Here is a 16,560-nt window from a genome sequence, read left to right as displayed (position 1 = left end):
AGGTAACAGATGGCAAATGAGCTGAACGGGAGACGTGTCGCGATTCTCGCGACCGACGGTTTTGAGCAAGTAGAGCTAACTGGGCCGCAAAAGGCTCTGAAGGCGGCAGGAGCGACCGTTGAGGTCGTCTCTCCAAAGCCTGGTGAGGTTAAAGGTTGGGATATGACCGATTGGGGCGAGACCGTGAAGGTCGACGTTGAGCTCAAATCGGCCAAGGCGTCAGATTACGACGCTCTGATACTGCCGGGCGGCGTGATGAATCCTGATCGTCTTCGTATGGATGCGGGCGCGGTGAGCTTTGTGAAGGAATTTTTCACCGCCGGTAAGCCGGTATCGGCAATATGCCACGGACCGTGGACTCTGATTGAGGCCGGTGTCGTGAAGGGAAGGACCATGACTTCATGGCCGTCGCTGAAGACTGACCTGATGAATGCCGGAGCCATTTGGGTGGATCGCGAAGTTGTCGAAGACAACGGGCTTGTGACCAGCCGCAAGCCAGACGACCTGAAGGCATTCAATGCCACGACGATCAACCGGATCGCCGACGCCGGAAGACGGAGATCTGCGGCCTAGTTCTGGATCGTAATGTCCTTAAGCGCGGAGAGCAGGATTTCGCGCCGAATAGGTTTGGAAAGCACTTCCCGAATTCTGAGGCGGTGTTTTTCTTTCTCAGGAAAATCGGCCGCATCGGAATACAGGACGAGCGCAGGCTTGTGCGGAACCTGTTCGATCAATTGTGCTCCGCTGATGCCGGGAAGGTTGTAGTCGGTCAGCAGAACATCGACAGCTTCGTTTTGCAGAATCGCCAGGGCCTCTTCTCCGCTCGAGGCTGTTAGCACGCGGTATCCGTGCTGCGCGAGCCACAGGGGGAGAAGCTCGCGCAGGACGGGTTCGTCATCGACGAAAAGAATCGTGGGTTGTTGCAACATTCTGAGGCGCGTCTACTACTTTTTGTTTCTACTGTGTCGAACGAACCCATTCCACGATGGAGCGTACGGCAAAACCCGACGGGCCTTTCGGCATCCAGGGTTTGTCTGCGTCCTGCCAGGCCAGACCGGCAATATCGAGGTGGATCCAGGGGGTATCACCGACGAACTCCTTTAGGAAGGCGGCTGCCGTGGAGGCTCCGCCCCAACGTGTGTTGGAGGTGTTCATCAGATCGGCGATGGCAGACTTCATCAGTTGCAGATACTCGTCCGAGCTGGGAAGTGCCCAGAAACCTTCTCCGGCAACTTTGGCAGCATTCGCAAACGCTGCGCTGGTGGCCTCATCGTTGGTGAACAGGCCGGCGTTGATCAAGCCCAGGGCGACAGCGCAGGCTCCGGTGAGAGTGGCTGCATTGACGAGCCTGGTTGCGCCAAGCTGCTTGGCATACCAGAGGCCATCGGCCAGCACCAGGCGGCCCTCGGCATCGGTATTGTTGATCTCAATCGTCTTTCCGCTGGCTGAGGTGAGAATGTCGCCCGGCTTGTAGCTGCGGCCTGAGGGCATGTTCTCGCAGGAGCAGATGACAGAGATGACTTTGAACGGCGGCTTGAGCGCGGCAATGGCTTGCATGGCGCCCAGCATGGCGGCAGCGCCGGCCATATCGTATTTCATCTTTTCCATGCCGTCAGCCGGCTTGATTGAAATACCGCCCGTGTCGAACGTAATGCCTTTGCCAACCAGGCCAAAGACCGGGGCGTCCGCTGCGGGAGCCGAGGGAGGCGTGTAGGTCAGCACGATGAGTGCAGGCGGTTCATAGCTGCCCTGGGCCACGCCGAGGAAGGCGCCCATACCCAGCTCTTTCATCTTGTCGGTCGAGTACACTTCAGCGGCGAGACCAGCCGTTCTGGCCATCTCCGCAGCGCGCTGCCCCAGAACAGTGGGGGTAAGTTTGTTCCCCGGTTCATTGACCAGCGAGCGGGCGAAGTTCTGCGCGGAGGCGATAATTTCACCCTCGGCGGCGCCGGTTTCAACGGCCGCACGCGCCCCGGAGGGGGCATACAGAGCAAGGGAAGAGATGCTCTGGTCCTTGCGGTCGGACTTATAGGTGTCCGGATCGAAGTCGGCCAGGATCGCGCCTTCAACGATGGCCTGTGCCGAACGGGCTGGTTCAACCGCAAGGTCCTGGCCCTCAGGGAAGATGATTGCTAGGTCGCGGATACCGCGAGGTTTGGCAAAACGCACAGCCGTGCCTGCGGCCTTCCGTAGCTCGACGGCAGAAAGAGACTTTACCTTGCCCACACCGATGATGAGGAGCCGGGCAGCCTTCAAGCCAGCCGGGTTATGCAGCAGCAGAGTCTCCGCAACCCCTGCCTTGAACTCTCCGGAGCTCAGCACGGCGGCGGTTGCCGACTGTACGGCGGCAGACACAGAGAGTAGAGCGATTTTCGGGTCGCCTTCCTTTTCCGTGTTCTGGTCGAGGGCGAAAACGGTCAGCAGGGGGGAGGCGGAGGATGCGGCATCCTCAAAAAAAAGCTTGGTCTGCATATTCCTCATGGTAGAGCATTTTCGCTATTGCTATGTATCGCGGAAGAGGCCTGCAGCGGCGTTTTTCATTGCGGAAAACGCCCATAGAAGCGGAAGCCCTTCACCATACATATAGGGAAATGTTCTAACGCCGGATAAGAAATTTCCATCGTAGACAGAATGTCGGCAATTCGACAATCAATCTAGCGCCGTTGGCCCCGCGCCACCGCAGCACGGGCTTCTTTGTCGGCTTCCCGACGCCGCTCGGTCTCGCGCTTGTCCCAATCCTGTTTACCCCTGGCCAAAGCCAACTCACATTTCACGCGGCCATGTCTGAAATAAAGGCGGGTCGGAATAAGCGTAAACCCCTTCTGCGTCGTCTTACTTACTAGCTTGCGAATCTCCTCCTTGTGCAGCAGCAGCTTGCGAGTCCGCAGCGAATCATGATTCATGGCATTGCCATGAGAGAAGGGACCGATGTGCGCGTTAAGGAGGTAGATTTCTCCGTCTTTTACCAGACCGTAGGCGTCTTTCAGATTGGCCTTGCCTTCGCGGACGGATTTGACCTCGGTACCGCGCAGGGCGACGCCGGCCTCAAAACGGTCGGTCAGAAAATAATTGTGGCTGGCGGCGCGGTTCTGCGCGGCGTCCCGCTCTCCCGTCGCCACGGGATCACGCGGGCGCATGGGGCGCGCCTTAACTGCTCCGGGAACGGGTTGGCTTATAGAACGGGGCATCTGGACGTTTGATGTTAACACGCGGCAAAAGATTCCAACTCTGGCCAGGTCTTTGGCAGCCAGCTTCAAGGGCAAGGTCGGCGTCTAAGAGAAACGGAATGCTATACTTTCGCCATCAGGAAGCGGGGAGCGGTCCGATTTCACCCACATATTTGAGCCTCTATAGAAACATGGATCGCAGCTTCACGTCCCTTCGCAACGTAGCCTTCGTCGTCACCGTTCTGGCCCTCACCGGAGGGGCAGCGCATGCCCAGTCTGCCGGCTCGTTTTATAAACGGGGACAGCGGGCCGAGGAGCGGCAAGATTTCGACGCGGCCTATGAGGCATATCGCCAGGCGCTGGCAAAGAAACCGAAAGATATTCGCTACAAGCTGAAAACGGAACGTCTGCGGTTTGAGGCGGCAACGGCGCATGTAGACCGTGGACGTCTTTTGCGGCAGGGAGGCGACGTCGGAGGGGCTCTTACGGAGTTCACGCGTGCGCTGCAGATCGATCCTGCGAACCAGACCGCACAGCAGGAACTGGACATAACCCAGAAGATGGCGACCGCTCCCCCGACACCGCAACAGCAGTCGTTGGAGAGTGGAATTCTGGCCACTCAGGCGGAAATTGCCGGCCTGGGCGGGCCGGTCGCTCTCAAGCCCATCTCGAATGACCCCATCACGCTTCGCATGGTGGAAGATACGAAGAACATCTATCAGGCCATCGGCAAGGCCGCGGGCCTGAATGTCCTGTTTGATCCGGCATATACCTCCACGCGTATCCCGGTGGAATTGAATAATGTGTCACTGTATGACGCCCTGCGCATTGTGGGCGCCATCTCCGGTACCTTCTGGAAGCCGGTGACAGAAAACACCATCTTGGTGGCGCAAAACACCCGTAATAAGCGTCAGGACCTGGACGAGATGGCTGTCCAGACCTTCTATCTGACCAATGCCACCCAGACCGCCGACACCAACGAAATTGTCACGGCTCTGCGCAACGTCTTCGGCACAGGGCAGAACGTCGGCGTTTATGCCATTCCCAGCCAGAATGCCGTCGTGATGCGGGCCACGCCTGACCAGCTTCTGTTGGCGCAGAAGCTTCTGAGCGATCTTGACCGTACCAAGCCGGAGGTCGTGGTCGATGTAGCCGTACTGGAAGTGAATCGCGAGAAGGTTCGTAATCTGGGTATTACGCTTCCGCAGTCCTTTGCGGTTACCCCTGTTGCGTCGAGTACTTCCAGTACCAATTCATCGAATTCCAGTTCCAACTCGAACTCCTCCTCTTCGAACACCAACAATAGCCTTACCCTTAATCAGCTGGCCCATCTCAACGGGAACAACTTCAATGTGTCCATTGGAACCGGCACGGTGAATGCGCTGCTCACGGATAGCGACACGCGCATTCTGCAGAACCCCCGTATTCGCGCCACCGATGGACAAAAAGCGACTCTGAAGATCGGTTCCAAGATTCCCATCGCGACCGGATCATTCGCCTCGGGTACGACGACCGCCGTCAGCGCGCTCGTGAACACGCAGTTCACTTATATCGATGTTGGTGTAAACATCGATATGACTCCGACCGTGCATACGGATCGGGATATCACGCTGAAGATGAAGATCGAGGTCACCTCCCAGAGCGGCTCGGTGACCATCAGTTCCGTTACCCAGCCCATCATCAGCCAGCGTTCGGTGGAGCATGTGATTCAGCTCAAGGAAGGCGAGCCCAGCATTCTTGCAGGTATTCTGACGCGGCAGGATTCGTTGAGTGTGAGTGGGACGCCGGGGCTCGGGGAGTTGCCACTGCTGAAGTATGTCTTCGGTTCCAGGTCAAAGACCCAGTCGCAGGATGAGGTTGTCTTCCTGCTGATTCCGCACCTGGTGCGGGAGAGCCTGCTCAGCCGCATGAATACGCGCGCCATCGATACGGGCACCAGCCAGTCGATTGAACTGCGCCGCGAATCAGCCCAGGATAATGCGTCGACCAGAACAACCGGCGCAGCTAATCCCGGTGTTGGACCGGTTGCCGCACCCGCGCAGCGCACCACGGCTGCTGCTGCCGCAAATGCAGCTCTGCAGCAGCTTCAACAGGACGGTACGGCGACGACCTCGGCTCCGGTGACGGCGCCTGTCAGCTTTGCAATTACGCCGGGCAATGCGACTCAGGCGGTCGGCAGTACTTTCCAGGTCGCAGTGATGGCTTCAAACGCTCGTGACCTGTACTCGGTACCGCTGCAGATGCAGTTCAATCCGCAGGTCCTGCAACTAGTGAACGTAGACAGCGGAGAGATGCTGGGGCGTGACGGTCAGGCTGTGGCTCTGGCGCATCGCGATGAAGGCAATGGCATGGTAACGATTTCCGCCTCCCGTCCGCCTTCGACCAAGGGTGTCGATGGGCAGGGAAGTATCTGCGTGCTGACCTTCAAGGCCACTGCCGCCGGTGATTCCAACCTCATGCTAACGAAGGTGGGTGCGCAGAACTCGGCGCAGGTGAACCTGCCGGCTGTCGGTTCTCAGGCCATTGTGCACGTGAAGTAAGTCATGCCGAAGCATGCTCCAAACCGTAAAGGGGAGGCGGGTGTCACCCTGGTGGAACTGATCGTAGCGACAGCGATCATTGCCATCCTTGCGTCTGCCGTGCTTCCGATCGCGCGCTTCCAGCTCAAGCGTCAAAGAGAGCGGGAGCTTCGGCGCGATTTGTGGGAGATGCGTGCGGCGATCGATCGTTATAAAGACGCTGCCGATCGCGGCGCTTTTCAGACCAAGCTCGAGAGCATGAACTATCCGCCCGACCTGGAGACCCTGGTCAATGGCGTGGATGTACAGGGGCACAAGGTGCGTTTCCTCAGGCAGATTCCTAAAGATCCAATGACCGGAAATACCGATTGGGGGCTGCGCTCCATGCAGGATGACCCGAGCAGCGATAGCTGGGGCGGCCAAAATGTCTTCGATGTGCATACCCGCAGCACGGGCACAGCTCTTGACGGATCGAGGTATTCCGAATGGTAAGGAAGCGGAACCCCGAGAGCGGCTTCACTCTGATTGAACTCATCATTGTGATGACCATCATTCTTCTGCTGATGGCCATGGCTATACCCGCATATCAGAATGCGGTGAAGAAGGCCAAAGAAGCTGTCCTGAAGGAAGATCTGCAGACCATGCGTCAGGCGATCGACTCCTACACCGTCGACAAGGAGAAAGGTCCGCAGACACTGGAGGACCTGGTGCAGGCGGGGTATCTGAAGACAATGCCGGTCGATCCCTTTACTCATCGCAGCGATACCTGGCAGACCAGCTCCGACGGCACCTACAACTCCGTCGATCAGACGGATACAGGTATTCAGGATGTCCATAGCGGATCGCAGGAGATCGGCACCGACGGCAGCATGTATTCGACATGGTAGATCGCCAGCTTTCCAGGTCGTCTTCCGCAATGAAAACGCCGCGGCACTCCTCTTCCGGGATACCCACCAAGAGGGAAAATGTTCTACGACGGCAGCGCTGCCAGCAGGCGCGACCATAGAGCCTTTGTCCCATCCGGTTTCTTAACTGAACACGGCACGAGATCATCGATCTGATGTTCCCGTTTCAGCACCGCAATCGACTTTGCCAAGGCGTTATTGGAGAGACGGTCTGCCTTGGTCCCGACGACCAGATACGGCCGTTGGTGTTGCTGCAGGAAATCGATCAGCATACGGTCGCTGGCCTGTGGCGGGATATTGGTATCGACCAGGCAGACTGAGAGCGCCAGTGACTCACGATCGGTAAGGTATGGCTCAATGAACGAGGGCCACTCCGCGGAGATGGACTTCGAGATTTTGGCGTAGCCGTAGCCGGGCAGGTCGGCAAAGATCATCTTTGCAGGCGCATTTGCAGATGTGGACAGGGCAAAAAAGTTGATGGCCCGTGTACGACCGGGAGTAGATGAGACCCGGGCAATGGTGGTTCCGAGTAATGCATTGATCAGGCTGGACTTACCAACATTGGAACGGCCCAGAAATGCGATCTCAGGCACCGAGGGTGGCGGGAAATGCGATGGGCTGGTGGCTGAGAGCAGGAATTTTGCGGAGACCTTCACGCTATTAAGTGTAGCGGGCGCGGAGAGATTCTCCGCGCCCGTAATGGTTTCTGTTCTGGCTACTTACGGACCGTCAGAGGGGCCGTAAGGGTGAAGTTGATGAGGGTCTCCGCGGGGATCGTGACATCCTTGTTTCCAGTGAAGGCCGCGCCAGCGGTTCCGGCTCCGGCTCCGGAGGCAGCACCGATCGCTGCACCTTTCCCGCCGCCTGCCAGGCCGCCGATCAGGGCGCCCAGACCTGCGCCGCCGGCGATGAATCCGGCACTGCGCTTGCCCTTACCCTTCACCGCAACTTCGTAGGGAGACGAGGAGACGCGCATTCCGCCGATCTGGCTCAGCTCAATGCCGAGGGCTCCCGCGCCCTTGAAGCGTCCTTGTCCTTTGGCTGCAATTACGGTGCCGCTTACTTCGGTGCCGCGCGGGAAGACGGTGGTCTCGCCAACAACGATCGGGGCGTTCAGCACGCCGCTCCAGCCGTCACCCACATTGGAGTTCCTGGCGGAGATGGTCTGGTTTACGCGGACTCCCACTCGTGTGCCATCCGGAACGGTCACCGTGGTGACGACAGGGGCGGCCGGCGCAGCGGGACGGGCAGTACGAGCCGCCGGCGGCGGGGCCGGAGCAGCAGAGTTGCCGGTAGCAGTTGCGGGCGCTGTACCACTGGGCGCCGGCTGACCATTTACCGGCAAGCTGGCGCTGTTAGGCGACTGCCCTGGAGGTGTCGGGGGCTGTGAGCTCTTGCATCCGGTGAAACCGACCGTGGCCAAAATAAGGGTGGCTACGAGAGAAAACGAACGAGACATACGAAGTCCTTTCTAACGAACATGCGAGTGGACGGAAAGATACTCTGGGTTAGATGGCTATAGCACCAGAAAGTGTTGGTTGATCCTTCGTTATGTTAAGGTGCCATTTATGTTTTACTTCCGGAAAGTTTGGATTCAGACCTGCCTCTGTCTCGCCACCACATCGCTGATGTATGCACAGCAGCGTATTGCCGATGTATCGGTTCCCGCTCCGATCCGTGGGCTGATCGCGGCGCACCATGGCAAAGTTGCCGTTTACGCACGGCAGCTTAACACCGGCAAAGTGATTGCGGTGGATGCGGATGTACCCGTCCAAACCGCCTCCGTCATTAAGTTGACGATGCTGTATGAAGCCATGGAGCAGATCCGTGATGGCAAGGCTAAATGGGACGAAAAGATCGTCTTGAAGCCGGGCGATGCGGTTAGCGGCTCCGGTGTGCTGACCTTCCTGGATGCTCCCAAAGAATTGACTCTGAAGGACGTTCTCTCCCTGATGATCATCCTCAGCGACAATACGGCCACCAATCTGGCGATCGACCGCTTCGGGGTAAAGGCTGTAAATGACCGTATTCTGGCGCTCGGCCTGAAAGATACACATTTCTATAAGAAGGTGATGAAGCCCGCTACCGAGCCCATGCCCGAGGATCAGCCGAAGTTCGGCCTGGGAAAGACCACGGCGCGCGAGATGGCGACGGTGATGGAGAAGATCGGCCGTTGTGACCTGGGAGGTCCGGCCCAGTCCCAGGATGAGGCAATCTGCCAGACTGCGCTGAACATGCTACGGAACCAGTTTTACCGCAATACGATCCCGCGCTATCTGGAGACACTGGACTCCAGTGAGGCCGGTTCGGCGATTGCCAGTAAAACCGGTTCCCTCAATGCCGTACGGAATGATGTAGCAATCGTCGCGGCCAAATCGGGACCGATTGTGATCAGCATCTTCACTTGGCAGAACAAGGACACGAGCTGGACGACAGATAATGAAGGAGAGGGGACGATTGCCAAAATTGCGCGGGAGATTGTGAAGGAATGGTCTCCCGACGGCCTGGATGGCCGGCTGATGAAGCCGGGACTGGGTCTGAAGTAGTAGATTAGTGCTATCTCCCGTCTAATATTTCAGGTGGTCATGCAAGACGAGTTAAAAACGAGTCAGCCGCAGCAGCCGGGCCGTCAGGTGACCGGATGGATTCGCGATTTCGTCATCTCCATCGCAATCTCGGCATTTATCATCGTCTTCCTTTACCAGCCCGTTGTGGTGGAAGGTACATCGATGCTGCCGCGGCTCGAAGATCAGGACCGCCTGTTCATCAATAAGGTTGCGTACCGCGTCGGCGATATTCATCGTGGCGATGTAGTAGTGTTCAACTATCCGCGCGATCCTTCGAAAAGTTACATCAAACGCGTCATTGCGTTACCCGGCGACACGCTGGAGATTCGTCGTGGCCGTGTATATGTCAATGGCAACCTCGTGCCGGAGCCATATGTGCCCGCGCGTTTTCGTGATGAGCGTTCCGTGACTCTGCAGACGGTTGGTCCGGAGAGTTATTGGGTGATGGGTGATCACCGCTCAGTATCGAGCGACAGCCGCGAGTTCGGCGCTGTGGACCGGAAATACATCTACGGTAAAGCTGTGCTGGTCTTCTGGCCCTTCGACCAGATGGGCGTAGTGCGCTAGAGCATTTCCACTGTAGGTGTACAGCAGGGCTTCCACACCTATGGGCGTTTTCCGCGATAAAAACGCCGCTGCACGCCTTTCCGGGACACCCAGCAACAGTGAAAATGCTCTAGTTCTCGATCGCTGCTTGAAGCGATCCTTTGTAGTAGCGGCCGGTGTCTCTGAAGTCGTCCTAGAAGACAACCCACTCTGACAATCCCTGCATCTTCCTGCCAGCCGGTTTTCTGGATTGGAAACCGCGTGATGACGTGCGCGGCTATTGCCAGCGGACACATGACGTGTGTCTGGGCGTGTGACCAATTGCAGGCCAGGTACCGAAAAGTCTGCCGTCTCCCACATAAATAATGGACGGCTCCCGAATGTGACGGCTCCTGGTGCGGCTTCTTTGGAGGCAGGATGAAGAATAACGGGAAATGCATGATGCGTGCGGCCATGCTCATGGCCCTTGTGCTGTTGATACCAGCCGTTGTGCTGGCGCAATATCGTGCCGGACTGCAGGGTACGGTCACTGATCCAGATGGAGCGGTGATTCCCAACGCAAAGATTACGCTGGTCGATAAGGCGACGAACCGTACACTACAAACCACCTCAAACGCGGATGGAACGTATTCTTTCTCGCGCCTTGCACCTTCGAACTACATGCTGACGGTGGAAGCTCCCGGCTTCGTGAAGGAGCAGCTTTCCAATGTCACGGTGCAAGGTGAAGTGACCACTGGTCTGAATATCGTGCTGAAGATCGGCGCGGTGACGGAAACGGTAGAAGTGACTGATGCCACGCCGTTGATCAATACGCAGAATGCGCAGATCGGCGGAACGATTTCGACACAGCAGATACAATCACTGCCATCGACTGGACGCGATCCGTTCCAATTACTGCAACTTGCTCCCGGCATGTTTGGTGACTCGTCCCGTGCCGGCGCCGGTGGCGCTAACAACCTTCCAGGGAATGCCGGTCCCGGAGGAGCGAGTACGACGAGCAGCATCTTTCAGACAGAAAATCAGGCGCAGGTGAGCGCGAACGGGACCCGCAATACCTCAAATAACATGCAGGTCGATGGTGTCTCGGTCAACAGCCTTGCCTGGGGCGGCGCCGCCGTGATCACACCGAACGAAGAGAGCGTCAAAGAGGTTCGAGTCTCTGCGAATCCTTACGATGCTGAGAGCGGACATAACAGCGCCGGCCAGGTGCAGGTCGTGTCAAAGGCTGGTTCCAATAGCTGGCATGGCAGTGGTTTTTTCAAATTTCACCGGCCTGGACTGAATGCGTATCAACGGTACAACGGGCCGAACACGAAGACACTACGCGACTCCAGTAAGTTCAACCAGTTCGGCGGCAGTGTCGGTGGACCGATCTGGAAGAACAAACTCTTCTTCTTCTTCTCCTATGAGACGCTGCGGAATAACAGCATCAGTTATGGCAATGATTGGTATGAGACGCCGCAATACATCCAGACTCTAGCGAGTCGTAAAGCGAATGGCATCGGCACTCGCTTATATAACTACAAGGGGATGGGCGTCTCCTCTGTCGGGATCAACGGAAGAACCTGTAGCGACATCGGCCTTTCGTCTGCAAGTTGTCATGATGTTAACGGTGGACTTGATCTTGGGTCCCCGACGTCAAGCGCTCTTGGCACTCCTGATCCAACCTATGTCAGTAGCGGAACACCTGGTGTTGGTGGCGGATTTGATGGGGTCCCCGATGTCTTCAATGTCACAACCGCAAACCCGGTTCAAAATACATTTCAGCAATTTCAGGGTCGAGCGGACGCGCAGATCACGCAACATGACCTGCTGACCTATACGACATATTGGGTTCCGAGCAATTCAACTTTCTACAACGGCCCGATTCGTTCCGCAAACCTTTGGCATTCGAACCGTTTGAACTATGCCGCATCTCTGCTGTGGAACCATACTTTCAGCCCGACACTCGTGAATGAAGTACGTGGAAACGTGACTCGTTGGTACTTCAATGAAGTGACCTCGAACTCACAGGAACCATGGGGATTGCCTACGCTTACCACCGATGCTCCGGGAACCATGCCAATCCTTCAGCCTGCAGGAGCACCCGGACCTGGAGTCTTTTACCAAACGACCTATAACTTCCGCGACGTAGTGACAAAAACGATTAGTTCGCACACCATCAAGGCAGGAGCGGATCTCTACTGGGAACAGGACAACGATGTACAGGCGGGCGCGGCTCGGCCGCAGTACTTCTTCCGCAATCTATGGGATGTCGCAAACGACGTACCTTACAAGGAAAGCGGTAACTTCGATCCTCGAACCGGTTCCCCGACGTCGAACAAGAAATACATCCGCTCTAACATCTGGGCAGGTTTTATCCAGGACGATTGGAAGGCGTTACCGAATCTTACCCTCAATCTCGGCCTGCGTTGGGAGTACTACACACCGGTCCGTGAGAAATACAACAATCTCAGCAATGTTGTCCTCGGTCAGGGGAATGCGCTTCTGACCGGGGCCTCCATTCGTGTTGGCGGCGACCTCTACAGCGCCTCCAAGAATAATTGGGGACCTCAGGTTGGTTTCGCCTTCACACCGAAGATGGCCTGGAGTAAGCCGTTTGTCATTCGTGGTGGTTTCGGCATTGGCTACAACCGTATGCAGGAAGCCATCACGCTGAATGGCCGGGCCAATCCTCCGCTGGTCACAAACCTCACGCTGCAGTGCACTAATGTAAACGCTCGCACCGGATGCGGCAGCATCCTGTATCAAACTCCAAGCAGCCCAACCTCTTTTGATGGATACCCCTCGAATCCCGCGGCGAGGCAGACCTTTGACTCCAAGGGCTTGCCTGTTGGAGGTACAGCGCTCTCTTTGACAGGTTTCCCTCTTTCTCTACCCACTCCCGTGACCTACGGTTATTCCCTGACGGCCAGTCAGGAGCTTGGCGGCAATTGGGTGGCGACGTTTGGATACCAGGGTAGCTCTACCCGGCACTACACTCGCCAGTTGAATCTCAATTGGAATTACCCAAACATCCGGGATCCCCGCATCCAGAACATGTACTTCTACGTGAACGATGCCAATGCGAACTTCAATGCGGGATGGGTGGAGTTGAATCACCGCTTCTCGCAGATGTTCGATATCGATGCGCAGTATCGCTATGCGAAATCGATGGATAACGGATCGAATGACTACTACATCGGCGAGTATCCCTATGACATCCGTTTTGCTACCGGTCCTTCGGACTATGACGTGAAACACAATGTCAAGCTCTACGGCACCTTCCGTCCGGTTCTTTTCCGCGGGAATGACTGGCGGGAGAAGGTTGCCGGGAACTGGGAGTTCAGCGGCATTATGAACTGGCACTCGGGATATCCCTGGCAGCCTCTCTACTCGAACTATGGTGGCAATATCGTTTATACCGGCAGCGGCTATAGCTCACTGCGCGCGGGCGGCTATCGGGGAGGCGCAGGCACCAGCCAGAGCAATGACGCGTTCAAGACCGGCAGCAACTATGCCGGCGGTGCGCTGAACTACTTCACGATTCCAAACTACACTGCCGGCTCGGGCATCCCTCCTGTACCCGGTGTCGGACGTAACAGTCTTCGCGGTCCCGGATATTTCAACCTCGATATGTCGGGGCAGAAAGGGTTTGGTCTGCCGAAGTGGGGCTTTCTCGGGGAGAATGCAAAGTTCGTCATTCGTGCAGACTTCTTCAATATCCTCAACAAGCTCAATCTTGATCCGGCGAGCATCACCAATACCATCAGTGCCGATGGTGTTACCTCGAACCGGCAGTTCGGCATCGCACAGCGAGCTCTTGGCGCCCGGGTGATCGAGTTCACGGGCCGTTTCAACTTCTAGAGCGTATCGACAAATCCAATTGATCTGATACAGCATGACTGAAACTGGTGGGAGCAGCGGCCTTCAGCCCGCTGATAAAGGCCTAATTTGAAGGCAACGCCGCGACGGTCTCTGCCGTCGCGGCGTTATTTTGCGTCCAAGAAAGTAAGGGGAGACAATGCTTCGCTGGGTTCAATCGTTGTCGGTGCTTGTATTAGCCGTTGCCGCGTCCATGCCGGCGCAGGATTTTGAACAAGTTGTTATCAATGCACGAAACCAGGGAACGCCGTTGCCTCATTTCTGGGAGACGATGTTCGGTTCAGGACGAGCGATCCTCAGTTTGCGTGAGAGTTATCGGCAGGATCTGCGAACAGTAAAAAAGGCAACCGGATTCACTTACGTACGTCCGCATGGCATCTTCATGGATGAAGTTGGTCTCTTCGATCTGGATGCGCAGGGAAAGCCCGTCTACAACTTCTCCTACATCGACCAGATTTATGACGGTTTGTTGGAGGAGGGGGTAAAGCCATTTGTCGAGCTCAGCTTTATGCCGAAGAAGCTGGCCGCCGATGCGAATCAACTGCATGCCTTCTGGTACAAGCAGAACATCTCTCCACCGAAAGACTATACGTTGTGGGACGACATGATCCGTGCCTTCGCCACGCATCTTGTCGCACGATATGGCATCGATGAAGTGGCGACCTGGTACTTCGAGGTATGGAATGAACCGAACCTCGACTTCTGGGGTGGCAAACCCTCCATGCCGACTTATTACGAGCTCTATGACCATACCGCCCGTGCCCTGAAGGGCGTGAATGATCGTATCCGCGTCGGTGGTCCGTCCACCGCGCAGGCTGCTTATGCCGGTGAGTTTCTGGCGCACTGCAAGCAGACCAATGTTCCGGTGGATTTCGTCTCCAGCCATGTCTATGCCAACGACACGGCGAAAGACGTCTTTAAGACCGAGGAGCGGATCCCACGCGACAGCATGGTGTGTCGCGCAGTCAGCAAAGTGCACAACGAGATTGCGGCATCGGCTTATCCGGATATTCCATTCATCTTGAGTGAGTACAACGCAAGTTATGCGAATGAGCCGAATGTCACAGATTCCATCTACATGGGTCCGTGGCTGGCCGACACGATCCGGCAATGCGATGGGCTGGTCGACATGATGAGTTACTGGACCTTCTCCGATGTCTTTGAGGAGCAGGGAGTTGTGAAGACTCCGTTTTATGGTGGATTCGGTCTAATCGCAGAGCGCGGAATTCCCAAACCGGCCTTCAATGCATTTGTTTTGCTGCACAAATTGGGCGATCAGCGCCTGGAGTTGGATGACGATAGCGACGATGTAATAGCGACCAAAACGAAATCGGGCAGACTTGCGATCGCGGTGTGGAACTACGCACCCCCGGCGGGAACTGGAGCATCGTATACAAAGGAGACGTATGACAGTGTCCCCGAAAAGACCTTCGAGGTGGTGGTGAAGGGCAGGGGAGCAACTTCAGCGACAGTATGGCGCCTTGATGCGAACCACGGCAATGTAGTGAAGGCATATGACGACATGGGAAGGCCTGCAACGCCGACCCAGGCACAGATCGCAGCACTGAAGAAAGCCGGCGCCCTGGCCGCGCCGGAGAGGCTTGCAGTTCGTGGCGGCAAGCTGACGGTGCATGTTCCGGCGCAGGGCCTGGCGCTGGTGGAGATTCGTTGAACCGGAGAGATGCGCTGAAACTGGTGGCCGCCGGCGCGGCCGGACTGGGACTAAACCAGACAGCGCTTGCCTTCCCATTTGGCAGTGCAAAGAAGCGGGAGCTTACCGCGCCTGAGGATGCATTCCTCGAGGACCTGACCCAGGCAGGCTGCCGCTACTTCTGGGAAGAGGCAAGTGATAAGACCGGTCAGGTGCGTGATCGCGCCCTGGCCCAGATCCCGTCGTCCCGCGGCAAAGAGAGCCGGCGTGTCTCCAGTATTGCTGCGACTGGTTTCGGCCTGACGGCGCTGTGTATTGCTGACTGGCGCGGCTATCTGCCGCGCAACGATATTCGCCTCCGTGTGCTGAGAACGCTTCAGTACCATTGGGAGCAGCTGCCGCAGGAGCACGGCTTCTTCTATCACTACAACGATATGGAGACGGGAACGCGCGCCTTCAAGTGCGAGCTTTCTTCGATCGATACGTGCATCTTTCTGTGCGGCGCTCTGATGGCACGGGAGTACTTCAAGAGAACGTCGGGTCTGGGCACCCAGATCGCAGAGCTGGCAACGAAGATCTACGACCGTGTGGACTTTCCCTGGATGCTGAACAAGGAAACGCAGTTCAGCATGGGATGGACACCGGAGTTCGGCTTTCTGGCTGTTCGCTGGCAGCATTACTGCGAACTGATGATGCTGGTGTTGTTAGCTATCGGCTCGAACACCCATCCAATCGATGGAATTTACTGGCAATACTTTCGGCGGCCGATTGCCAGTTATTCGGGAATTCGCTACATCAGCGGCCCCGATCCTCTGTTTACGCACCAGTTCTCGCATGCCTGGTTTGACTTCCGCAATCTGCGCGATAAGTTTGCAAACTACTTCGATAACTCCGTCTCGGCGACCCGGGCGCACAGGGCGTTCTGCCTCTCGATGAAGCAGTGGTACAACGACGACTACTGGGGAATAACTTCCTCAGACTCACAGCGCGGCTACCAGGCCTGGGGAGGGCCGCCGGCGCTTGGCCACATTGACGGAAGTGTGGTGCCGTGCGCTACGGCAGGATCTGTGGCCTTTATGCCCCAGGAATGCCTGCGGGTGCTGATGTCGCTGCGAGAGCGCTATGGCAAGGAGGCCTGGGGAAGATACGGCTTTACTGACGCCCTTCGGCCCCAGGCTCGCTGGTATAACGACGACGTTCTGGGAATTGACCAGGGAATCGGCGTGTTGATGGCCGAAAACCTCCGCACCGAGATGATCTGGGCCACATTTATGCAGGCAGACGAGGTTCGCCTCGCAATTACCAAATCGGGACTGCATACCCAGTAATCCCCAAAAATGA

General features: G+C 56.8%; 14 protein-coding genes. 9 read left to right on the top strand and 5 right to left on the bottom strand.

Going from position 1 to position 16,560, the window contains the following annotated elements:
- The first annotated feature begins 9 nt into the window (after positions 1-9).
- A complete protein-coding gene (locus tag OHL21_RS11555; RefSeq protein ID WP_263417425.1) occupies positions 10-573 on the top strand; it encodes a type 1 glutamine amidotransferase domain-containing protein in 564 nt (187 codons plus the stop codon).
- Here the strand turns inward: OHL21_RS11555 and OHL21_RS11550 are convergent.
- The 3 genes from OHL21_RS11550 to smpB form a co-directional block, all read right to left on the bottom strand.
- Positions 570-929, bottom strand: coding sequence for a response regulator (locus OHL21_RS11550; protein ID WP_263417424.1), 360 nt, complete (start codon positions 927-929; stop codon positions 570-572). The two genes, OHL21_RS11555 and OHL21_RS11550, sit on opposite strands and share 4 nt — an antisense overlap.
- A gap of 28 nt (positions 930-957) precedes the next feature.
- The gene (locus tag OHL21_RS11545; RefSeq protein WP_263417423.1) at positions 958-2,472 is read right to left on the bottom strand and encodes a leucyl aminopeptidase; all 1,515 of its coding nucleotides are present in this window, start codon (positions 2,470-2,472) and stop codon (positions 958-960) included.
- 182 nt (positions 2,473-2,654) lie between these two features.
- Positions 2,655-3,188, bottom strand: a complete 534-nt coding sequence (gene smpB / locus OHL21_RS11540; RefSeq protein ID WP_317889973.1) for an SsrA-binding protein SmpB — start codon at positions 3,186-3,188, stop codon at positions 2,655-2,657.
- 170 nt (positions 3,189-3,358) lie between these two features.
- Between smpB and OHL21_RS11535 the strand changes: the two genes are divergently transcribed.
- The 3 genes from OHL21_RS11535 to OHL21_RS11525 are packed head-to-tail and all read left to right on the top strand — an operon-like array spanning position 3,359 to position 6,573.
- Positions 3,359-5,707, top strand: a complete 2,349-nt coding sequence (locus OHL21_RS11535; RefSeq protein ID WP_263417421.1) for a cohesin domain-containing protein — start codon at positions 3,359-3,361, stop codon at positions 5,705-5,707.
- 3 nt (positions 5,708-5,710) lie between these two features.
- Positions 5,711-6,178: a type II secretion system protein gene (locus tag OHL21_RS11530; protein ID WP_263417420.1), complete on the top strand. Its 468-nt coding sequence runs from the start codon at positions 5,711-5,713 to the stop codon at positions 6,176-6,178.
- Positions 6,172-6,573, top strand: coding sequence for a type II secretion system protein (locus tag OHL21_RS11525; protein ID WP_263417419.1), 402 nt, complete (start codon positions 6,172-6,174; stop codon positions 6,571-6,573). The genes OHL21_RS11530 and OHL21_RS11525 overlap by 7 nt, the downstream gene beginning before the upstream one ends.
- 83 nt (positions 6,574-6,656) lie before the next feature.
- On the opposite strand, the gene yihA is transcribed toward OHL21_RS11525, so the two are convergent.
- Positions 6,657-7,247 carry a ribosome biogenesis GTP-binding protein YihA/YsxC gene (gene yihA / locus OHL21_RS11520; RefSeq protein ID WP_263417418.1) on the bottom strand — a complete coding sequence of 197 codons (591 nt, stop codon included), beginning with the start codon at positions 7,245-7,247 and terminating at the stop codon, positions 6,657-6,659.
- Positions 7,248-7,306: 59 nt separating this feature from the next.
- Complete coding sequence (locus tag OHL21_RS11515; protein ID WP_263417417.1) at positions 7,307-8,050, bottom strand: hypothetical protein; 744 nt, start codon at positions 8,048-8,050, stop codon at positions 7,307-7,309.
- A 109-nt stretch (positions 8,051-8,159) separates the two neighbouring features.
- Between OHL21_RS11515 and OHL21_RS11510 the strand changes: the two genes are divergently transcribed.
- The 5 genes from OHL21_RS11510 to OHL21_RS11490 all read left to right on the top strand — a co-directional run bounded on the left by OHL21_RS11510 (position 8,160) and on the right by OHL21_RS11490 (position 16,547).
- Positions 8,160-9,137, top strand: a complete 978-nt coding sequence (locus OHL21_RS11510) for a serine hydrolase (protein WP_263417416.1) — start codon at positions 8,160-8,162, stop codon at positions 9,135-9,137.
- A 39-nt stretch (positions 9,138-9,176) separates the two neighbouring features.
- Entirely contained in the window at positions 9,177-9,725 is a 549-nt protein-coding gene (gene lepB / locus OHL21_RS11505; protein WP_263417415.1) for a signal peptidase I, read from the top strand.
- 396 nt (positions 9,726-10,121) lie between these two features.
- Positions 10,122-13,550, top strand: a complete 3,429-nt coding sequence (locus OHL21_RS11500) for a TonB-dependent receptor (RefSeq protein WP_263417414.1) — start codon at positions 10,122-10,124, stop codon at positions 13,548-13,550.
- Between the two features lie 157 nt (positions 13,551-13,707).
- Positions 13,708-15,240 (top strand): GH39 family glycosyl hydrolase, encoded by a 1,533-nt coding sequence (locus OHL21_RS11495; protein ID WP_263417413.1) that lies wholly within the window; start codon positions 13,708-13,710, stop codon positions 15,238-15,240.
- Complete coding sequence (locus OHL21_RS11490) at positions 15,237-16,547, top strand: glucoamylase family protein (RefSeq protein WP_263417412.1); 1,311 nt, start codon at positions 15,237-15,239, stop codon at positions 16,545-16,547. Before OHL21_RS11495 ends, OHL21_RS11490 begins: the two co-directional genes overlap by 4 nt.
- The last annotated feature ends 13 nt before the right edge of the window (positions 16,548-16,560 follow it).

It is taken from the genome of Terriglobus albidus (assembly GCF_025685425.1).
In the GTDB taxonomy this organism is placed as follows: Bacteria; Acidobacteriota; Terriglobia; order Terriglobales; family Acidobacteriaceae; genus Terriglobus; species Terriglobus albidus.
This window is presented reverse-complemented; position numbering and strand designations above follow the sequence as displayed.